Raw genomic sequence first — 20,620 nt, 5'->3', positions numbered from 1 at the left:
GGGCATCACACCTTCAGGGAATTGGACAGGTGCTCGCGCAGCTGCCGGGATGTCGCGGCGGTCCACCAGTGTTCGGGCACCGCTTGGGGAATGACCTGGTGACGTTGCGTACCCAGCAGCAGGCGCAGCGAAGGCACCACTGTGGAGGGCAAGGAGCGGATTAGCTGCCCGGAACGCAACCGGCGCAGGCGCATTTCAATGGGAATGGTGTGCTCCTTGAGCCGGACATTGGGGATCCGGCCAATCAGCTCGAGCAGGTGCGGGGTTTCGCGGCGGTGCGGAAAATACGCCAGCGGCCCGTCCTGGGCCACATCACGCAGCCATTCCAGATACGGCTCGGGATGGATCAGCCCGTCGGTGCTCATCGCCGAGCCGATGACCAAGGTGGGTTCGGCGAAGCTCTCGGCCACGGGTTGGGCGGTGAGCCATTCGAAGCGGTGCTGGGCAAACTTGATGCCCAGTTGCTCCATGCGTTCCCGCGTGGGCTCATCCACGTCCAGGGCGGAGACGATCAGCAGGCGCTGATCGCGCGCCATGAAACGCAGCCGGTACCACAGCGCCAGTCCCAGTGCCCTGCGGCCCGCGGAGTTCTCCACCCGCTCCCGCACCAGTGGTACCGGATCTTGGCTGGTCAGCTGGCGGATCAGCGCCAAGGTGGCGAGCCCGTCGTCGATGATGACCACTTCACGGGATTGCACCGGCCCCAGCAGGGCACGCTGCACCCTTCCCGAGTAGGCGTCCCCGGTGACCCAGCGTTCATCGGTGGACAGCGGTGCCGGTGGGTTGCGGGAGGGCTCGGCAATCGCCAGCCCGCGGGGGGCGGCCTGCAGCAGTGCTTTGGTGGTGGCCTCCAGCGGCATGTTCTGCCGTGGCACGATTCGGGTGTTGCTGCCCAGCAGACCCGCTGCATGGGTTTCCACCGCGGAGAGCAGCTGCAGTGGGGATTCGACCCAGACTCGGCAGTGGCCGAAGCGCGGCCGGCTGACCTCCGCCTGCGGACGGTGCACGATGTTTTTCACCCACGCGCTCCCGACTCCAGGCGACGGGCCATGCTGCTAAAGGCCCGCGCCCCGCGGCGCTGCATGCCGCGCACCGAGCGGCCGGCGGCGCGACGCAACCGGAGCACGGGGCTGCGCTGCGAGTTGGGGTGGGCCCAGCGCGGGGGCAGGTCCAGCTTGGCCAGCCGGCGGCGCTTGAAGTACTCCGGGTGGGCCGCATAGTTGGCTTCCAGGTACTCTTCGGTCTGGGCGCGCAGGGATTCGAGCTGCCCGGATTGCATGCAGTACGACACGGCGCGCACCAGGGCGCTGAGCTCATCCACCGAACCCGACCGCACCCGGGAGGGGGCCGGCAGCTGTTGGCGGAACAGCGCGTGGATCAGGGTCAGCGGGATCCGGTTCGAGTTCTGGTACGGGGCCAGGTGCTGCAGCAGCGCGTCGGTGCCCACCGCGCTGACCGGTATGTCGAGCATGTAGTGGGCGGTGACCAGTGCGGTGGAAAAGCAGGAAATGACGCGCTGCGGGCGCAGCGCCCCGATCACGGTCTCGGCCAGCAGCGGGGTGCGCAGCAGCGTGAACCCCAGGCCCTGCTGTGCGGCGAGGACGGCGAGCCTGCGTGCCGAGGCGGGGGAGGAACTGGGGTGCGGCTTGAACACCACGTGCCCGGCTCCGCAGTCAGCGGCCTCCTGCAGCATCTGACGGTGCAGTTCCAGTTCCTGCTCATCATCCAGCAGTCCCAGCGCCCCCAGGTACTGGCCGAGCACCAGGGCATGGTCGGCCGGCACCCGCGGCAGCAGCCCGGTGACCTGCGGGTCGCGGGCCACCTCGTCGAAGACCCGGCGCAGCGCCGGCAGCGGCACCACGGTACGCCGTGGACACAGCTCGTGCAGCAGCAGCGGGCGCAGCCCCGGCACCAGATCCACATGGCAGGTGCCGGCGATCCGCTGGGCGATCGGGCGCGGCAGCCTGCTGCGGGTGGGCCCGTAGGACATCAGGCCATCGGAATGCACGGTGATGGGTGCGTCGTGGAAGATCCGGGCCAGCGCCTGGGCCGGATTGACCTGGATCGACTCGAGCACCAGGTGCACCGGTTCGCGGCCCAGGCCCCAGGCGGTGCGCAGCAGGCGTTCGAAGGTCACCAGTTCCTCGGTGCGCGGGTTGAAGGCCCCGACCCGGCGCGGGGCGATCAGCGCCCCGAAGTCCACGACCGCATCGAAACGCTCGGCCAGGGCCGGGAAGCCGGGCACCTCATCGAGCGGCACCGTCAGCTCCGGGGCCATTGAGCCGTTGGCCAGCACCAGGATGCGGCGCTCGGCCGGGGGCAGCAGTCCGGCGTCAAGCATCGCCGCCAGGCACATGACCTGGAAGCTGGTGGAGGCGGCAAGCAGCTGGATCATGCTCCCACCCCCACCGGCGCCGGGGTGTACACGGTGCGCAGCAGCTTGCGTCGGCGCGGGTCCAGCTGTTCCAGCGCCTGGGCCATCGGCCCGGGCGGCAGCTGGGCCAGGGCGGCCCCCAGCTGGCGGCGCAGCTCGGCGGCCAGCGCGGCGGGGAACTGCCCGATGCGGTCCAGGTGGTGGCAGGCGATCGCGAAGAACTGGCGCAGCGCCTTGGGCAGGAAGCGGTCGGCCTCCCGGTCCTGGCTGACCAGCTGCACGATCTGGCCGAAGGCCGGGATGAAGTGCAGCTGGCGTTCGTCGAACACCTGGGTCAGGGAGCCGGGCAGGTTGCGCCGGTAGAACTGGCTGGCCTCACCCACCACCGCGTAGCTGGTGCTGGACAGGTACAGCCGCCACAGCCAGGGCCGGTCCTCGCAGGTGGCCAGCGCCGGGTCGAACCACTGGGTGTCGCCCAGCACGTCGTGGCGGTACATGCCGGTGAACACATACGGGTAGTCGATCATGCTGGCCGCATCCACCGGCAGGATGTCCTCCCGCGGGTCCAGGACCACATTGTGCAGCGCCTGCGGGGCACGGTGGATGCTGCGGCTGGTGCCGCGCACCCGCACCTGGTCGCAGCGCACGAAGTCCACCTCGAGCCGTTCCAGCCCGTCGGCCAGGGAGGCCAGGTGGTCGCGGGAAAACCAGTCATCCGGGTCCAGGAACGTGACGTAGCTGCCGGTGGCCGCCGCCAACCCGGTGTTGCGGGCCGCGGACACCCCGCGGTTTTCCGGGTGGGTGATCAGCCGCAGGTCCTCGAAGCGGTCCCGGTAGTCCTGCACCAGGGTGGGCGTCAGGTCGCTGGAGTGGTCATCGACCACGATGACCTGCAGGCGGTGGCGGCCCAGGCGCTGGGCGGCCAGCGAGTCCAGGGCGTCGTTGATGTAGGGCTCCTGGTTGTAGGCCGGGATGATGACGCTGATCAATCCCGGAACCCGTGCGGTTCCGGTGGGGGTGTGCGTTGCGGTCACTGCGGATCTTTCATGCGGGGGCAGGTGGCGGGGCGAGGGGCTGCGGCGGGCCAGGCCGGGCAAAGCGCGAATTCCGGGGCCCGTGGCGGGCCCCGGAATCAGGGGTGGTTCCCGGGCGGGACCGGGTTAGCCGTCGACGCGGCGCAGGCGCGAGAGCGGGGCCAGCTCACCGGGGAAGACCTTCTTCACCCCGTCGCCCATGGCCTGCTCCAGGATGCGGATGTCGCGGATCAGCGCCTCGAAGCCCTTGGGCTCCAGCGAGGAGGCCTGGTCCGAGCCCCACATGGTGCGGTCCAGCGTGATGTGGCGTTCCACGGTGACCGCGCCCAGGGCGACGGCGGCCAGGGAGATCTGCAGGCCGCGTTCGTGCCCGGAGTAGCCCACCGGCACCTGGTAGCGATCGCGCAGGGTCTCGATGGTGCGCAGGTTCGCCTCCTCCGGGGGCAGCGGGTAGGTGGAGGTGGCGTGCATCAGCACCAGCTTGTCGGTGCCCAGGGTTTCCACGGCCTTGTCGATCTGCTCGATGGTGGACATCCCGGTGGACAGGATGATCGGCTTGCCGGTCTCGGCCAGCGCCCGCAGCAGCTCCAGGTCGGTGACCGAGGCGGAGGCGACCTTGTGGGTCACCGCTCCCTGGGCCTCCATGAACTCCACCGAGGGAACGTCCCAGGGGGAGGCGAAGGCGTGCATGCCCTTGGAGGCGGCGTAGGAGATCAGCTCCTTGTACTGGGCCTGGTCGAACTCGACCCGGTAGCGGTAGTCCAGGTAGGTCATCTCGCCCCACGGGGTGGAGCGGATCTTGTCGCGCATGTCCATCGGGGTGGAGATCTCCGGGGTGCGCTTCTGGAACTTCACGGCGTTCGCGCCGGCGGCCGCCGACACGTCGATCAGCTGCTTGGCGATCTCGATGTCACCGTTGTGGTTGATTCCGATTTCGCCGATCACGTACACTTGCTGGCCGGCACCGAGCAGGTGCTCGCCGATGGCAACGGGCTTGATTTCGGTGTTCACGGTGGTCATGGATACTGCCTTTCGTAGTGGTGGAAAGTCTGTGGTCGTGGGGCTGCGGACCAGCCCCGGACGGTCTTTACCTGCTGCGCGCGGCCAACACGAGTTCGGCCAGTTCACGCACCGCGCCGGACCCTCCGGCACGGGTAAGTCGGTGTCGGGCCACACGGTGGGCCTCGGGACGGGCATCGGCCACGGTGACCGGCCAACCCACCAGTTCCATGGCGGGCACGTCATTGATGTCATTGCCCAGATAGGCCACCCGGGCGGGGTTGATGGACTCATCGGCCATCCAGCGTGAGAGGTATTCGGCCTTGGACTCAATGCCCTGGGCGACCTCCACCTGCAGCTTCGCGGCGCGGGCGGAAACGATCCGGTTGCGTTCCTTGGACAGGATCAAGAACTTCACCCCGGCCGCCCGCAGCCGTTCGACCCCCATCCCGTCTGAACGCGAAACCCGCACCGATTCGGTGCCCTGCTCATCCAGATAGGCGGTGTCCGGGGTGTGCACCCCGTCGAAGTCGGTGACCACCGCATCCACCTCGATGTGTCCGGCGGCGCCGGTCGCCTGTTGGTCCGCCCAGTGCAGGTCGGCTTCCGAATCAATGTCGATGCCGTGCTCCACCGGTACCTGCTGGATCGCCAGGGTCCCGAAGAAGCGGTGCCCGCTGGCCAGCAGGCCTGGGGTGTTCATGGCGTAAAAGGCGCCGGTTTCCCGAAACCTGGGTTCCCGGTCCTGGCGGCGTGGGCGGTGGGCGGCGTCGTGGCCAACGGCCACCGCGGCGCCCTCCGGGGACAGGCCCCAGTGGAAGCCGTGATCGGGGACCGCGGCGAAGCTGACATCGGTCTTGCCGGAGGCCACCTGCTGCACTGCGGCATCCAGGTCCGCCGGGTCGATGAAGGGGGAGGTGCATTGGATGAACAGGGTGATCTGCGGGTGCTCCGCGCGCTGGGCGAGCACGTGCAGGAGCACCGATTCGCTGCTGGCCGTGTCCCCGGCGATTTCGGCCGGGCGGTCGACAACGCTGGCGCCGTAGGCCAGGGCCTCCTGCCGGATCTGTTCATGATCGGTGCTGACCACGACTTCGCTGACTGAGGCCGCGGCCTGGGCCGATTGGATCGCACGGCCCAGCAGGCTCTGGCCGCCGACCTTGCGCAGGTTCTTGAGCCGTACCGCCTTGGATCCTCCACGGGCCGGGATGATCGCCAAGACGCTGGGCTGGTTGGTATTGCTCACGTCCTTGACGCTAGGAGCCGGAGTTAACCGTTGCGCCCCCTTTGGGTAAACGCGGGGTGAAGTGCAGGTGTAATTACCCGCCTACGCACCGACCGGGTCGATAGGAAGGATGCCGGAAAGCACCAGGCGCAGCGCGGGCCGGGCATCCGAGCGGTCCTGGCGAACGATGCGGTGCAGGATGATGCCCTCCGCGCACGCCATCAGCGCGCTGGCCCCGGACCGGGGATCCCCGGCGCCCAGGCGTTGCAGGGCGGCGGTGACAAAACGCTCGAGGATCACCCGGCCGGCCATGACCCGTTCCCGCAACCGCTCATCGTGGCTGGCCTCCATGAACAGGATCAGCCGCGCGGTGCTCAGCACCCGGCGCTCGCCGGTGGTCGCATCGATCAGCCGGGCCATGGACTCCAGCAGCTGTGCGGCCGTTGCCGGCATCGTGGCCGCCTCGGTGGCCCGGGCTTCCAGCTCGATGATCCGATCCATGACCGCATGTACCAGGGCCGCCCGGGTGCGGGCGTAGTTGGAGGTGGAACCCGCGGGCAGACCGGCATGTTCATCCACCCGACGATGGGTCAGGGCACGCAGCCCCTGGGTCCCCACCAGTTCAATGGCCGCGTCCATGGCCCGCTGCTGCCCCGTTTCCATGTCCTCACTATAGGCGGGTCGGAAGTTGGCCAACGTGCCGACAGTAGATTGCATGTCCTGTATCTTCAGAAACCTCCCTGACGGGCGGCGCAAGTGCTGCTCGAGCGCCTGGTTCTTCGCTGGTGACAGGTTTCGCCGGGGAGGGAATTCAACGCGGGCTGGAAATGCCCCGTCCATTTGGTTCAGAAAGCCACCCACAGTCCTTGCGGCCCAAGACAAGCTGGAAGCCCGGGGATTGGCGGGTGGGTTGCTGGCAGTGCTTGAGTCGGCGTCCGGTTTACCTTCCGCCGGTCGGCGGTTCACCGCCAATTGCAGCACGCGGTAAGTTGCATCCTGGTTTTCGTGAAGCACTAGCGGACTCTTTATAGTCGAGTACGGCTTACTTTTCCTGCTTAAATTTAGATTGAGGATTAAGACTTAGTGACGAAATTAGTGACGGCAGCCTCCCTCATTGCAGCATCGCTTCTCGCGCTTCTAGCCGCAATTTTCGTCAATACCGCTGATCGCTATTTCCCGTTGGGTAGCGACGCAACAGTGCTGATATCTCTTGAGGATTCCCCCGCACCTCGTACACAAGTTTTACAGGAGCTCACGGAGTGGAGTGCAAGAACCGAAGTCTCGCTTTTCTTGCAAGCCCCGGCCGACGAGGATCCTAATGCACGCACCTTTTACACAATCGGCCCGGATTCCTCTGACGGCGTCACTGGACAGAAGCCTTTTCTACCCTGGCAACACACCGAATTTCTGTCCGCATCGGAATTGGGCGATCACAATTTGGCAGCGTCTTACGTGCCGGTGGGCGCGAATATGGCCGAGCGGCAGTCGTTTACCGATGTCGTCGAGAGTCTGGGAGGTCAGGCCTGGTGGACAGCCTTTGATTGGCGGCACATGCTCTTGCAGTCTTTGGTGGAAAGTGGGGCTGCCTTAGCGCTTCTGACATCTGGAGTCTTATTGGTCACAAGTGTCCTGATGTGGGTGTTATCGCGGGCTCGACGACATGATCTCCAGTTCCTGGCTGGGGAATCCACCACCGAAATCCTTAAGGAAGATGCCAGCGTTCTCGTACGGTGGGTCGTGGTCCCTATAGCTCTTCTCTCGGTCATCTCTATATTTGCCGTGTTCGTGGTGAGTGGTCTGCAGTACGCCAGCAGGTTTATGGTTCCTCTGTTGATCGGGCAGATGCTGTTGATTTTTCTTGCCTTGTTAACATGGGCGTTTGCCGTCGCGCTGTCTTGGCCTACTAGACAAGCTATCGCACGTCGGGAATTGCCTGGAGCGGGTTTCGGTCTTCCCAGCGAAGCACTACGCCTGTTGTCGGTAGCCATTACGGCGCTGGCGCTACCCTTCCTCGTTGCAGGTCTGATTGGAACTCAACACGCAGCAGATCAGGCCCAAGAATGGTCGCACTTGGATGGGTGGGTCTCAATCCGTTCCCTGTCAGCAGCTGAAGAGTTGGAGGAACCAACTCGGGAAGCTGCCATAGACCTCTCCAGCAAGGAGCAACTCGCTTTTTCCAAAGCCCTGAATGTGTATTCGGGACCTAACGAGCCTGGTGCGGGAGAACCTACGCTTTCGCTGATTGTTACCGATCAAGCGTTTTTAGAACTCATGGGTATCGGTCCGGTCGGAGGACCTGATTGGATACCTGCGCGAGAGACGGAGCTTTCCGCAGAAGCCGCAGAGATTATGAGAGACTCGCTACCTTTGTGGTTGGCGGATTCTGCGGGACTAGATGCCCCTGATGTGCACTTCGTGCGTTGGCAAGGATCAAAGCCACTGGCAGCGATTGATGGAGCTACGGGAGAACTCGAATTCTATCGGGACCCAGTGGTGCTAGTCGTGGAGAATGCAGGTGAAGCTCTTACGGGAAATTTGTTGTTGTCTTCCATTTCCACCGGCAATGTCATTTTTGGGAATACCGATGCTGTGCGGCAGGCGTTTGATCGTCATGGAGCTGGCGACGTAATTCTGTCGGTTGATCGCGCGGCCGACGCTGGCATGCTCAGAGCACAGCTACTGAATCAAACGATGTGGTTAAGGTGGCTGTCTCTGGGGCTTGTCCTAGCTGCATTGGCGCTGAGTACCGCTGTCGGCGCGGAGGTCTGGGCTGGGAGGCTTTCTCGACGGATCTTTGTGCTCCGGACAACTGGCTATAGTTGGGCCTGGATCGCGCGCCGCCGACTGCTGTGGGAATGCGTTTCCGCGGCATTCATATCTGTTTTCGGCGTGCTATTCCTCGTTCAATTAGGTCTTTCACCTTGGTGGGTATTGCTCTTGCCAATGCTCTATTTGCCGCTGAGCATGCAATTGCACGTCCGAGCGCTACGCAGACGGTTCACGAGTTTGATCAGTAGAGGTCCCTGAGACTACTTGTAACCTACTCGTATCGACCGTCGCCTTTTGCCTATCTTTTGTGGAGAACTGTGGAATTACAACTATCTCAAGTCAGTGTCAAAGCTGCGCACAAAGTGGTTTTGTCTAACATCAATGTGACTTGTCGACCCGGAGAAGTGACGGGGCTCGTCGGTGTCAGTGGCGCAGGGAAGACGACGGCATTGCATTGCCTGGGTCTGCTGGTTGTCCCGGACGAGGGCATGATCCAAGTGAACGAGGAGGACGCCACAAAATGGACAGATAAGCGACGCAGACACTTTTGGCGAGACCACGCTGCATTCATCTTTCAAGACTACGGGCTGGTGGATGAAGAAACGGTGTTGTACAACGTAGGAATCGGACTGGGGTCACGTCGCCGAAAGATGCACCTAGATGTGATGTCCAGGGACGTTGTTCTGGCCCCCGCCCGTAATGACACCGTGCCGATTCAAGAAGTATCTGTCCAGACCGCTTGCCATTGAAGGCATGTTAGAGTTTGGGGCATGTCGAGTCCCGAATCAGACAGGTCAGGGGTTGTCGGTCACACCGCCAGCCCCTTGAACCACTAGTTACGACGCCCACGATCTGTGTGGGCGTATGTCTGGCGTACCCGGGGCGCTGGCCGTGGTGACAAGAAGAACCATTTCTTGATCTCACACCTCGGAGTACTCGATGCCTTTTGCCCTCTACATGCTTGCCCTGGCGGTCTTCGTCATGGGCACTTCAGAATTCATGCTCGCGGGATTGCTCCCCGCGATCGCGACCGAACTTGACGTCTCGGTCGGCACTGCGGGCCTGCTGACCTCCGCATTCGCAGTCGGTATGGTCGTCGGCGCGCCAGTGATGGCGGCATTCGCTCGCCGTTGGCCACCGCGGCTCACATTGATCGTTTGCCTTCTCGTGTTCGCGGGAAGCCACGTCATCGGAGCGATGACACCAGTGTTCTCTCTCCTGCTCATCACCCGGGTGCTCAGCGCTCTCGCAAACGCAGGATTCCTCGCCGTAGCACTGAGCACGGCCACTACCCTCGTGCCAGCGAACCAGAAGGGGCGTGCACTGTCGATCCTGCTCTCCGGCACGACGATCGCAACCGTCGTGGGCGTCCCCGCCGGGGCACTGCTCGGCACAGCGCTGGGCTGGCGAACGACGTTCTGGGCGATCGCCATCCTCTGTATTCCCGCGGCCGTTGGAGTCATTCGTGGCGTCACGAACAATGTTGGTCGGAGCGAGACTAGCGCGACCTCACCAAGGCTCCGTGTCGAGCTCAGCCAGTTGGCGACGCCGCGGCTCATCCTGGCCATGGCACTCGGAGCGCTGATCAACGGAGGGACCTTTGCGGCATTCACCTTCCTGGCACCCATCGTGACCGAGACCGCGGGCTTGGCCGAAGCGTGGGTGTCCGTCGCGCTGGTGATGTTCGGCATCGGATCGTTCCTTGGCGTCACGATCGCAGGACGACTATCAGATCAACGACCTGGCCTCGTGCTCGCAGTCGGCGGACCGCTATTGCTGACAGGCTGGATCGTGTTGGCAGTGGTCGCATCTCATCCCGTTGCGCTTATCGTCCTCGTCCTCGTTCAGGGATTCCTGTCGTTCGGCGTCGGCAGTACTCTGATCACGCGTGTGCTGTATGCAGCATCGGGTGCGCCAACGATGGGCGGTTCGTACGCAACCGCAGCATTGAATATCGGAGCTGCAGCGGGGCCCGTGCTTGGTGCGCTCGGGCTCGCGACCGGGCTGGGGCTGCTCGCGCCGGTTTGGGTCGCTTCGGTGCTGACAGCGATCGCTCTCGTCATCATGCTTCTCACCAGACGCGCGCTTACGAAGACCGCGGCGGAGGCCAATTGATGACCCATCCGAACGCTCTTCTCACTCCTCGTGCCCGTCTCCGGTTAGCTCGGCTGATTGTCGAAGACGGCTATCCGGCCACGATCGCCGCAAAGATGTTCATGGTCTCCCCGATCACTGCCCGGAAATGGGCAGGCCGCTACCGGGAAGAGGGTGAGTTTGGGATGCAGGATCGCTCCAGCAAGCCGCACCGGATCCCAGGCAGGACGCCCGAGCATGTCAAGAAGAAGATCATCAACCTGCGCTGGCGGCTTCGACTGGGGCCAGCCCAGATCGCTGCGCGACTTGGTCTCTCGACGTCGACTGTTCACGCGGTCCTCGTCCGTTGCCGCGTGAACCGCCTCTCGCATATCGATCGTGTCACTGGCGAGCCATTGCGGCGATATGAGCATCCTCATCCGGGATCGTTGATTCATGTCGATGTCACGAAGTTCGGCAACATCCCCGACGGCGGTGGACATCGTTACGTAGGTCGGCAGCAAGGCGCACGGAACAAGCTCGCGACTCCGGGATTACCACGAGGAAAAGATCACAAGCCGCGCACCGGGACGGCGTTCGTTCACACAGTCATCGACGACCACTCCCGCGTCGCATACGCAGAAATCTGGTCGGATGAGCAGGCGAGCACAGCGGTGGGAGTTCTCGAACGCGCCGTGGCCTGGTTCGCCGAACGAGGCGTGACCGTCGAGCGAGTCCTATCCGACAACGGGTCGGCATACAGATCCCACGCATGGAGGGACTTCTGCGCTCGGCTCGGCATCCGACACAAGCGGACACGCCCCTACCGGCCGCAGACGAACGGGAAGATCGAGCGATTCCACCGCACGCTCGGGGACGGCTGGGCCTATGCCAGGTTTTACGGTTCAGAGGCCGAACGACGCCTGGCGCTGCCCGGCTGGCTCCACTTCTACAACCACCACCGACACCACTCTGCGATTGGCGGCGTACCCTTCGACCGACTCAACAACGTCCCTGGACATCACACCTAGAGCGGATCCAGTCAGCCCTCGAAGCAGTAGGACTGGATGGTCGCGAGTCGGAAACGATTTCACGCCTGAGCGGTGGTGAGAAGCAGCGAGTTGGGTTAGCTCGGGCCATAGCGAAGGAAGCCACTTGTGTCTTTGCGGACGAACCGACGGCGTCTCTTGATGAAAAAAATCGCTCGATGGTGATTCGCCTGCTGGAAGAAAGAGCACGCGCTGGGGCAACTGTCGTACTTGCTACTCATGATGAACAGGCCATGGACGCATGTGACACCCTTGTCCGCTTGGTTCCCCCCCAATCTCACTAGGTCCTGAGAAATGAGTGTCGATTAACTTGATACGGGCGCTTGAAGTGGTTTTGGAGACCAATAAAAGTCGTGCACCGTAGAGCAGCGCAGCCGTCGGGTATCAGGTCTCGGTCTGGACGAAGCACTGTAACCGAGTCCACTCATAAATCACCGCGCGGTTCGACTCGAAGACCCGGGTCAAATGACTGCACCTCATCGTTGAGTGACGGAGAAGCTCCTTTAGAAGCAGAAACCGGCTCTTTTCCGTCTCTAACAAGTAATCTGCCATAGCGGCGAAACTTGTTTGACTGCTTTTAACTGTTCTCCAAGATGAAGATTAAGGTAAGTCAAAGCCGGAGGTCGTCTGGTCACACCTAACGTCTTGGGCAGCTCCATTAACTCGTACGGGGGGGGAAAGGCAGCGACGCCCAGGAAGCGGTGGGACGCGGGGGTCATGGGTTAACACATGCAGGACAAGCGGGCCTGATGCGGGTCTTCGCCATTTCCAACAACTAGGGTGGGGATCATGGGTGAGCCAAGAAAGCGACAGCAGACCCGCCAGCCGTGGCGGATCACCGTGCCCTCGCGCAGTGACGCCTTCCTGCGTCAGTTCACTCGCGTTATTGGTGGTCCATTGGGACGGCGCAGCGATCCCGGGCGGGTGAGCCCGGGGATTTTTACGGTCGAACGGGTGCTGATCATCCTCACCGTCATCGGTTCGCTTTTGATGCTACTGGCCAAGAACCCCTGCCGCGTCAACGGCTGGACGGGGCAGAATCCCTACCTCATGGCCTGCTACACCGACTGGGTTCCGCTCTTCGGGGCGCGGGGCTTTGCCGAAAATCCGTGGGCCCCTTTCAGCGCGGGAGCCGAATTCGAGTACCCGGTGCTGATGAGCGCGGCCGCTTCCGGGGTGGCGGCCCTGGTTCCGGAGACGGCAGTGAACCGCGCCTTGTTGTACTTTGACTTCAACCTGGTCCTGGTTTCGGTGCTCTGGCTGGTGACCGTACTGTGCACTGCCCGCATGGCCGGGCGTCGTCCGTGGGATGCGGCCATGGTCGCCATTGCCCCCGGGATGATCTTGACGGCAAGCATCAACTGGGACATGTGGGCAGTGGCCCTGCTTGCGCTGGGGATGCTCAGCTTTGCACGTCGGCACCTGGTGTTGGCGGGGGTGCTCATTGGTTTGGGGACCGCCACAAAACTGTACCCGGTCCTGTTCCTGGGCGCCGTGCTTGTCCTTGCGCTGCGCACCGGCAAGCTTCGGGTTTTTGCCGTGACCGGCGGGTCGGCATTGGCGGCGTGGCTGGCGGTCAACATCCCCTACGCCGTGGCCTTCCCGGAGTCCTTCGCCCACTTCTTCAAGTTCACTTCCGAACGCGGTGCCGGACTATCCAGTTTCTGGCACGTGTGGAACATTGTCGCCGCCAAGGTGCCGGGGATGGCGCATTTGGAGGCCCATGCCATCTCCCGGTTGGGGCTGGTTCTGTTCTTCCTGGCCTGCGTGGCGGTGGCGTTGTTGACCTTCTTCGCCCGGCAGCGTCCGCGAGTGGCGAGCCTGGTGTTCCTGATTGTGGGATCGTTCGTGCTGGTGAACAAGGTGTATTCGCCGCAGTTCATCGTGTGGCTTATTCCGCTCTTTGCCCTGGCGTTGCCGCGGTGGAAGGAATTCACTGTGTGGATGGCGGTGGAGGTGCTGCACTTTTATGGGTTGTGGTTCTACATCCACAGCTACTCCTCGGAGGTGGAGGCCAATCACGCGTTCCCCGAGTCGGGTTACGTCGTGTTGGTCCTGGCCCATATGTTCATGCTCGGATACCTTATGTTCCGTGTCATTCAAAGTATTCTAAAGCCGGAATATGACCCAGTCAGAGCGGTGGGTCAGGAGGATCCGCAAGCGGGCGAGTTCGCCGGGGCGGATGATCGGATCAGTTGGAGCATTATGCGGAGTCGGCGTGGGAGCACCGCTTCCGAAGCCACCACCTCCGCCGGCGGCAGGAGCGCTGAATGAGCCGGGTCGCCGTGGTCGGGGCCGGACCCAATGGGCTGGCGGCGGGGTGTGTGGCGGCACGGGCAGGCCTGGATGTCACGGTTTACGAGGCCAACACCACCATCGGCGGCGCCGCGCGCACCATCCCCCTGGACGGGTCCGAGGCGGTCTTCGATGTGGGTAGCGCGGTGCACCCCATGGCTTTGCTCTCCCCGGCGTTCGCCGACCTGAAGGTCCGCGAACGAGTGGACTTCCTTGTGCCCCAGATGTCCTACGCCCACGTGCTCGACCAGCGCACCGCCTACGCCTGGCAGGATCTGGACCGGACCGTAGAGCACCTGGCCTCGGGCTCGAACCTGGCCCCTGGTCAGGGCGCGGTCTTCGCCGGACTCCTGGGCCCGCTCGTGCAGCGGATTAACCAGCTGGGGGGCACCCTGCTGAATCCGTTGCTGCGACTACCTGCCCATCCTGGAACGCTGGCCGCGTTTGGGGCCGCGACCCTGGGCGGGATGGGTCTGCAACAGACATTGAGCCGGCGCTACCCGAAGGCGGCCGCGCTGCTGGCCGGCTGCGCCGCCCATGTGGCCGGTGGTTCGCGCGGACCGGCCGGTGCCGGAGCCGGATTGTTTCTGGCGGCTGCTGCCCACGCGGGCGGGTGGCCGATACCCCGGGGCGGCTCCCAGGCGATCAGCCAGGCGCTGGCCACCGAGTTGAGGGCCCACGGAGGACGGATTGAAATCGGGCGCCGCATCGAAGAACTCGGGGAACTGGACGCGCAGACCATCTTGCTGGACACCTCCCCGGAAACCGCCGCCCGGCTCGGGCGAGGTCGGATTCCGCATGCCCTGGCACAGCGGCTGGCGAATCCCCGGCGTTCCCCAGGCAGTTGCGTAGTGCACTATGTGCTGCGTGAACCGGTGCCCTGGAGGGATCCGCTGCTGGCCCAGGCCGGCACCATCCACCTGGCCGGTACCGCCCGGCAGGTGCTGCGCACCGAACGGGAAAGTCGCCGCCGTCCCGCCGATCATCCGTTCGTGCTGGTCTCCCAGCCCTCACAGTTTGACCACACCCGGGCCCCGGGCGGGCAGCAGGTGCTATGGGCCTACTGCCATGTCCCGCTGGGCTCCGATGCCAACATGGCACCGCGCATCACAGCCCAGCTTGAAGCTGCCGCCCCCGGCTTCCGGGACGTGGTGCTCGAACAGCATGTGCGCACCGCGCGCGGACTGCAGCGGCAAAACCCTGCCCTGGTGGGCGGCGACCTGTCCGGGGGCACCATGGATCTGCTGGGCAGTGTCCGGCGCCCCCGGGTCAGCACCAATCCGTGGTGGCTGCAGTCCAAGGGACTGTACCTGGTCTCCTCGGCCACCCCGCCGGGCCCGTCGGTGCACGGCATGGGCGGTTACCTGGGGGCCAAGGCCATGCTGTCACATGAGTTCGGGATCCGCTGAGCCCCGGCAGCGCCATGTCCGGCCGCGGAAACCGGTGATGAAATAGGATCGAGGCATGGCCACACTGATCACCCTTGCCACCTTGTGGATCGTCTTCATCTGGATGTACCGCTCCGAACCGCGCCGACTGATCAACGCCGCCGTCCTGCTGCCAGCGGTGCTGCTGACGCTGAGCAGCATCACCGAGGCGCTGTCCAGCACGGTGCCCGGGGCCGGATTCGTGCTGGCGCTGCTGCTGTTCTCGCTGCCGCTGATGGTCCTGATCTTCGCCGGGGTGCTGATCTACAACGGGGTGCTGATGTGGCGCCGGGAGGGGGCCCGGCTGGGCAACCTGCTCTCGCTGATCGCCGGGCTGCTGGTGCTGGGGCTTCCGGCGCTGGCGGTGCTGCTGGTGCTCTCCCACCACTGGCTGGGGCTGGTCAGCGCGTTCGTGCTGTTCATGGGCTCGGTGTTCACCGCCATGATGTTCGCCATGGTGCTGCTCTACGCCTGGGTGTACGCCAAGTTCCCGGTCTACCAGGACCCCTCGGGGATTGTGGTGCTCGGCTCGCGAACAATCGACGGCAAGGTGCCGGCGCTGCTGCGCGGACGGCTGGACAAGGGGATTGAGCTCTTCCGCCGCCTGCCGCCGGAAAGCTCCTGGATTGTGCCCAGCGGCGGCAAGGGGGGTGACGAAGCGGAGCCGGAGGGCGTGAGCATGGCCCGCTACCTGCAGGAGCAGGGGATTGACCGGCAGCGGATCCTGGTGGAGGACCGGGCCCGGGACACGGTGGAGAACCTGAAGTACTCCCATCAGCTGCTCCGGGAGCAGGGCCGGGAGGAGTGCCTGTGGATCGTCACCAGCGACTACCACAGCCTGCGCGCCGCCCTGGCCTCCCGCCAGCTGGGCTACGACGCCGCCTCCTTCGGCGGCAAGACCGCCGCCTACTACCGGCCCAGCGCATTTTTGCGCGAATTCATCGCCATCGCCCGCGACCAGTGGAAGACCTTCGTGGTGCTGGCCCTGCCCTTTGCCGCGGTGCTGATCTTCGGGCTGGTCTTTTCGCTGAACCAGTCGCTGAGCTAGACCCGGTCCCCGCCCGGGGCGGGGTGAACTCATCCTTATGGGGGATCAGCAAAATCAACATTGCGGGCGGTGACCGCCCGACGGGCAGAGCCTAGGCTGGAAGCATGATTCAGGCCCAGCAGCTAACCAAGAGATATGGCGCGAAGACCGCGGTGGACAACGTCTCCTTTACGGTCCAGCCCGGGATGGTCACCGGGTTCCTCGGCCCCAACGGCGCCGGCAAGTCCACCACCATGCGCATGGCGGTGGGACTGGCCCGCCCCAGTGCCGGGCAGGTGACCGTCAACGGCCGCCGCCTGGGCGAATCCCGCCACCCGCTGACCGAGGTGGGCACGCTGCTGGAGGCCAAGAGCGTGCACAAGTCACTGACCCCGCGCTCCCACCTGCGCGCCATGGCCGCCACCCACGGGATCAGCTTTTCCCGGGTGGATGAGGTGCTGGAGCTGACCGGGCTGCGCCAGGTGGCGCGCAAGAAGGTCGGCGGCTTCTCCCTGGGCATGGGCCAGCGGCTGGGGATCGCCACCGCCCTGCTGGGGGACCCGCGGGTGCTGATCCTGGATGAGCCGGTCAACGGCCTGGACCCGGAAGGGGTGGCCTGGGTGCGCACCCTGGCCCGCCACCAGGCCTCCGAGGGTAAGACCGTGTTCATCTCCTCCCACCTGATGAGCGAGATGGCGCAGACCGCCGACCACCTGATCGTGATTGGGCGCGGACGGATCATGGCCGACGCCCCGATCAGCCAGTTCCTGGAGGCCGAGGTGCGCCAGACCCTGGTGAAGTCCGAGCAGCTGGAGGTGCTGATGAACGCGCTGGCGGCCGAGGGGGTCCAGCTGGTGCGCGAGGACGCCACCACGCTGAAGGTCTACGGGCCCAGCTCCCAGGACATTGGGCGCCGCGCCCTGGAAACCGGGGTGGTGCTCAGCGAACTGCGTCCGCTGCAGCGCACCCTGGAGGACGCCTACATGGAGCTGACCCGCGACGCAATCGAATACCAGACCCAGTCCGAGCAGGAACTGGCAGCACGAAGGGACCACCGATGAGCAAGCACGCAGTGCCCGTTCTGGGCGGCAACGTCAGCCTCTGGGGCGTGTTGCGCGGGGAGGCGATCAAGTTCTTCGCCCTGACCTCCACCCGGATCCTGGTGGCCGTCTCCATCCTGGTGATGGTCGGCTTCGCGGCCCTGGTGCTGTGGAGCGTGGGGATGGTCGCCGGCACGCCGGCCGCCGGCACCCCGGGCATGCCGGACATGGCCTCGGAGGGGTTCGTGGCCGAAATGATCGGTTCCGGGCTCTCCTTCGCCCAGCTGATCATCGGCGCGTTGGCCGTGCTGTTGATGAGCGGGGAGTTCACCACCGGTTCCGCGGTGAGCACCTTCCTGGCCAGCCCGCAGCGCTTGCGGGTGCTCACGGCCAAGGCGCTGCTGATGACCGGGGTGACCGTCGTGGTGGGCCTGGCCTCCTTCGCCCTATCCTACCTGGTGTGCAAGCCGCTGGCCCAGATGTATTCGATGCCGCTGAACTTCACCTCCGAACCGTTCCAGCGCGCCATGTGGTTCGGCACCCTGTACCTGGTTATGGTGACGATGATCGGGCTGGCGCTGGGCACCATGCTGCGCAACTCGGCCGGGGGCATCACGGTGCTGGTGGCCCTGTTCTTCGTGGTGCCGATCGCCACCAGCATCATCGCCTCGCTGGTGGACTGGTTCCAGAAGGTCGCCCCGTTCCTGCCCGACCAGGCTGGCATGTCCCTGGCCCTGCCGTTGAGCTACCCCTCGGACTGGGAAACCTGGCAGCAGCTGCTGGTGGTGGGCGGCTGGATGCTGATCCCGCTGGTGCTGGCCGGGATCCTGCTCAAGGCCCGGGACATCTAGGTGACCGCCCGCGGCACCCGGAGCGGACGCACTGGCCAGGGACTATATTGGGGATCATGAGCCAGTCCGATACCGCCGACCCGGTGGTCTCCTTCGACGCGATCACCGCCAAGCGGGTGGGCTGGATCCGCCGCTACCTGCGCCAGCACCCGGTGTTCGTCGCCGTGGGCACCTCGGCGGTGTACCTGTTCCTGAGCCTGCTCTCCTTCGTACCGGCCGCCTACATCAGCGACTTCAACCCGGTCGGGGTGCTGCTGCTGATGCTCGCGGTCGGCGTGGCCCTGCTGTGGCGCAATCGGGCGCCGATGAGCGTGCTGGTGATCGTATTCGTGCTGGACTGCGCCGGAATGGTACTGGCAGGCAACGACGCCAGCTACTCCGGGGTGGGGATGATCATCGCCCTGTACAGCGTGGGAACGAACTATTCGGGCAAGCGCTCCATCCCGCTGGCGGTGCTGGCCGCCGCGTTCCAGCTGCTGTTGCTGCTGGTTATTGGCTACCCCGGCACCAGCGGACTGGTCTTCGAGGACGGCACCACCGTGGACGACTACGGCGGACAGGCACTGTTCCTGGGGGTGGCCGGCGGTCTGCTGGCCACCGTGTACCTCACCGCCGCCATCATCGGGCTGAACGTGCGCAACTCGAGGATCCACGAGGCCGAGCTGAACCACTGGGCCTCCCAGGTCTCCCGCCTGGCCCAGGTGCAGGAACGCAACCGCATCGCCCGGGAGATGCATGATGTCGTCGCCCACTCGCTGTCGGTGATGATCGCCCTGTCCGACGGAGCCCGGGTGGTGGGGCGCAAGGACGCGGCCCGCGCCGAATCGGTGCTCAGCGAACTCTCCGGCACCGGGCGGGCCGCCCTGGCCGACATGCGCCGGATGCTGGGGGTGCTGCGCAACACCGAGGGCGGGGAGCTGGCCCCGCAGCCCACCGAGGGGTCCATGGCCCAGATGCTGGAGGGCTTCCGGGTCGCCGGCCTGCCATTGACCTACACCTACACCGGTGAGCCGCTGCCGGAGGACGCCGCCTTCCAGCTCACCGTGCACCGCATTGTGCAGGAGTCGCTGACCAACGCGCTGCGCTACGCTCGAAACGTCACCGCCGTCTCGGTGCGCCTGGACCGGGACCGGCAGGCACTGCGCATCGAGGTGGTGGACAACGGACAGGGAAGCGGCGGGCCCAGCGCCGGCTCCGGGCAGGGGCTGCGTGGCATGCGCGAACGGGCCGCACTGTTCGGCGGGGGCGTCAACGCCGGACCCGGCGCCCACGGCGGGTGGATCGTCAAGGCCTGCCTGCAGCTGCCCGACACCGACGCGCCCCAGCGCACCACACCCAAGGAGGAGTCCCAATGGAACAGATGATCAAGGTGATGCTGGTCGATGACCAGCCGCTGCTGCGCATGGGCTTCCGGCTCATCCTGGAGGGGGAGCAGGACATGCGGATCGTGGGGGAGGCCGCCGACGGGCTCGAGGCGCTGACCCAGGCCGAAACCCTGGCCCCCGACGTGGTGCTCATGGACGTGCGCATGCCCCGGATGGACGGCATCGAGGCCACCGAGCGGCTGGCCAAGGCCCACCCGGAAACCAAGATCATCATCCTGACCACCTTCGACCTCGACGAGTACGCGTTCTCCGGGCTGCAGGCCGGGGCCAGCGCCTTCCTGCTCAAGGACGTGGCCCCCGAGGAACTGGTTTCCGCGGTCCGCCTGGTCGCCAGCGGGGACGCGGTCGTCGCCCCGCGGGTGACAGCCCGGCTGCTGGAAACCTATGTGCGCACCGCCGCGGGGGGTTCCCCGGCCCGCCCGGCCGGGACCCCGGAACGCGACCCGTTGCTCGATGACCTGACCCCGCGCGAGCAGGAGGTGCTGCGCGCGCTCGCCGAGGGGCTGTCCAATGCGGAGATCGCCCACCGGTTCTTCCTCTCCGAGGCGACCGTGAAAACCCATGTGCGCCGCATCCTGACAAAACTGCACCTGCGTGACCGCGTGCAGGCGGTGGTCTACGCCTATGAGACCGGGCTGGTGATCCCCTCCCAGGGCCTGGACTACTAAGCGAACCCCCGACGGTCCGTGGAATCTAGTCGTCCGTGGAGGAATGCGTCCCGCGTCGGGCGCTGAGCAAATCCACCTCGGGCCGGGAAGCGACCAGCCGCTCCACCGCGTCCAGCACCTCCACCATGCGGGCGGCGTCGGCGGCGGCCACCGCCACCCCGACCCCGGCGCGGCGGTGCAGCTGCTGGTGAGAGCTTTCCACCACGGAAACCTCGAACTTTCGCTTGATCTCGGCAATGACCGGGCGCACCACCGAACGCTTCTGCTTCAGCGAGTGCACGTCGCCGAGCAGCAGATCAAACTCGATCCATCCAATCCACATGGGCACATCATCTCCCGGCTGCCGCTGCGGCGGGGGAGTACAGTGCGGATTCCCAGTCAGCGCCAACGAACGCGTGCCGCGC

20 protein-coding genes are annotated in these 20,620 nt (G+C 65.2%); 13 read left to right on the top strand and 7 right to left on the bottom strand.

The genetic code is table 11. From position 1 onward, the window contains the following. Positions 1-5 precede the first annotated feature (5 nt). The 6 genes from GcLGCM259_RS15100 to GcLGCM259_RS15075 all read right to left on the bottom strand — a co-directional run bounded on the left by GcLGCM259_RS15100 (position 6) and on the right by GcLGCM259_RS15075 (position 6,349). Complete coding sequence (locus GcLGCM259_RS15100) at positions 6-1,019, bottom strand: hypothetical protein (protein ID WP_138927117.1); 1,014 nt, start codon at positions 1,017-1,019, stop codon at positions 6-8. Further along, positions 1,016-2,395 (bottom strand): polysialyltransferase family glycosyltransferase, encoded by a 1,380-nt coding sequence (locus GcLGCM259_RS15095; RefSeq protein WP_138176471.1) that lies wholly within the window; start codon positions 2,393-2,395, stop codon positions 1,016-1,018. The genes GcLGCM259_RS15100 and GcLGCM259_RS15095 overlap by 4 nt, the downstream gene beginning before the upstream one ends. After that, positions 2,392-3,408 (bottom strand): glycosyltransferase family 2 protein, encoded by a 1,017-nt coding sequence (locus tag GcLGCM259_RS15090; RefSeq protein WP_138927116.1) that lies wholly within the window; start codon positions 3,406-3,408, stop codon positions 2,392-2,394. The genes GcLGCM259_RS15095 and GcLGCM259_RS15090 overlap by 4 nt, the downstream gene beginning before the upstream one ends. A gap of 126 nt (positions 3,409-3,534) precedes the next feature. Next, a complete protein-coding gene (locus GcLGCM259_RS15085) occupies positions 3,535-4,428 on the bottom strand; it encodes an N-acetylneuraminate synthase family protein (protein ID WP_054821843.1) in 894 nt (297 codons plus the stop codon). Positions 4,429-4,495: 67 nt separating this feature from the next. After that, positions 4,496-5,653: an acylneuraminate cytidylyltransferase gene (locus GcLGCM259_RS15080; protein WP_138927115.1), complete on the bottom strand. Its 1,158-nt coding sequence runs from the start codon at positions 5,651-5,653 to the stop codon at positions 4,496-4,498. A gap of 81 nt (positions 5,654-5,734) precedes the next feature. Beyond that, positions 5,735-6,349: a TetR/AcrR family transcriptional regulator gene (locus tag GcLGCM259_RS15075; protein ID WP_217496544.1), complete on the bottom strand. Its 615-nt coding sequence runs from the start codon at positions 6,347-6,349 to the stop codon at positions 5,735-5,737. A gap of 366 nt (positions 6,350-6,715) precedes the next feature. On the opposite strand from GcLGCM259_RS15075, the gene GcLGCM259_RS15070 reads away from it, so the two are divergent. From GcLGCM259_RS15070 to GcLGCM259_RS15010, 13 genes are all read left to right on the top strand, one after another. Beyond that, on the top strand, positions 6,716-8,659 hold the full coding sequence (locus tag GcLGCM259_RS15070; protein WP_138927114.1) for a bacteriocin-associated integral membrane family protein: 1,944 nt from the start codon (positions 6,716-6,718) through the stop codon (positions 8,657-8,659). A gap of 59 nt (positions 8,660-8,718) precedes the next feature. Next, positions 8,719-9,150: an ATP-binding cassette domain-containing protein gene (locus tag GcLGCM259_RS15065; protein ID WP_175419468.1), complete on the top strand. Its 432-nt coding sequence runs from the start codon at positions 8,719-8,721 to the stop codon at positions 9,148-9,150. A gap of 115 nt (positions 9,151-9,265) precedes the next feature. After that, complete coding sequence (locus GcLGCM259_RS15860) at positions 9,266-9,319, top strand: chloramphenicol resistance leader peptide (RefSeq protein WP_011113070.1); 54 nt, start codon at positions 9,266-9,268, stop codon at positions 9,317-9,319. Between the two features lie 21 nt (positions 9,320-9,340). Continuing rightward, positions 9,341-10,516: a chloramphenicol efflux MFS transporter Cmx gene (gene cmx, locus GcLGCM259_RS15055; protein WP_005297378.1), complete on the top strand. Its 1,176-nt coding sequence runs from the start codon at positions 9,341-9,343 to the stop codon at positions 10,514-10,516. Further along, a complete protein-coding gene (locus GcLGCM259_RS15050) occupies positions 10,516-11,505 on the top strand; it encodes an IS481-like element IS5564 family transposase (RefSeq protein WP_011113072.1) in 990 nt (329 codons plus the stop codon). Before cmx ends, GcLGCM259_RS15050 begins: the two co-directional genes overlap by 1 nt. After that, the gene (locus GcLGCM259_RS15045) at positions 11,412-11,807 is read left to right on the top strand and encodes an ATP-binding cassette domain-containing protein (protein ID WP_138927300.1); all 396 of its coding nucleotides are present in this window, start codon (positions 11,412-11,414) and stop codon (positions 11,805-11,807) included. The genes GcLGCM259_RS15050 and GcLGCM259_RS15045 overlap by 94 nt, the downstream gene beginning before the upstream one ends. A gap of 505 nt (positions 11,808-12,312) precedes the next feature. Beyond that, the gene (locus tag GcLGCM259_RS15040) at positions 12,313-13,797 is read left to right on the top strand and encodes a glycosyltransferase family 87 protein (RefSeq protein ID WP_138927113.1); all 1,485 of its coding nucleotides are present in this window, start codon (positions 12,313-12,315) and stop codon (positions 13,795-13,797) included. Further along, positions 13,794-15,227, top strand: coding sequence for a phytoene desaturase family protein (locus GcLGCM259_RS15035; RefSeq protein ID WP_138927112.1), 1,434 nt, complete (start codon positions 13,794-13,796; stop codon positions 15,225-15,227). The genes GcLGCM259_RS15040 and GcLGCM259_RS15035 overlap by 4 nt, the downstream gene beginning before the upstream one ends. A gap of 55 nt (positions 15,228-15,282) precedes the next feature. Next, positions 15,283-16,293: a YdcF family protein gene (locus GcLGCM259_RS15030; protein WP_138927111.1), complete on the top strand. Its 1,011-nt coding sequence runs from the start codon at positions 15,283-15,285 to the stop codon at positions 16,291-16,293. 104 nt (positions 16,294-16,397) lie between these two features. Then, the gene (locus GcLGCM259_RS15025; protein WP_138176485.1) at positions 16,398-17,333 is read left to right on the top strand and encodes an ABC transporter ATP-binding protein; all 936 of its coding nucleotides are present in this window, start codon (positions 16,398-16,400) and stop codon (positions 17,331-17,333) included. Further along, positions 17,330-18,163, top strand: coding sequence for an ABC transporter permease (locus tag GcLGCM259_RS15325; RefSeq protein ID WP_054821362.1), 834 nt, complete (start codon positions 17,330-17,332; stop codon positions 18,161-18,163). Before GcLGCM259_RS15025 ends, GcLGCM259_RS15325 begins: the two co-directional genes overlap by 4 nt. 56 nt (positions 18,164-18,219) lie before the next feature. Then, entirely contained in the window at positions 18,220-19,527 is a 1,308-nt protein-coding gene (locus tag GcLGCM259_RS15015; RefSeq protein WP_138927110.1) for a sensor histidine kinase, read from the top strand. Then, positions 19,515-20,216 carry a response regulator gene (locus tag GcLGCM259_RS15010; protein ID WP_138927109.1) on the top strand — a complete coding sequence of 234 codons (702 nt, stop codon included), beginning with the start codon at positions 19,515-19,517 and terminating at the stop codon, positions 20,214-20,216. Before GcLGCM259_RS15015 ends, GcLGCM259_RS15010 begins: the two co-directional genes overlap by 13 nt. A gap of 25 nt (positions 20,217-20,241) precedes the next feature. Here GcLGCM259_RS15010 and GcLGCM259_RS15005 read toward each other — a convergent pair whose 3' ends face one another. Continuing rightward, positions 20,242-20,538: a DUF503 domain-containing protein gene (locus GcLGCM259_RS15005; protein ID WP_138927108.1), complete on the bottom strand. Its 297-nt coding sequence runs from the start codon at positions 20,536-20,538 to the stop codon at positions 20,242-20,244. Positions 20,539-20,620 lie beyond the last annotated feature (82 nt).

Source organism: Glutamicibacter creatinolyticus (assembly GCF_006094275.1).
Classification (GTDB): domain Bacteria; phylum Actinomycetota; class Actinomycetes; order Actinomycetales; family Micrococcaceae; genus Glutamicibacter; species Glutamicibacter creatinolyticus.
This window is presented reverse-complemented; position numbering and strand designations above follow the sequence as displayed.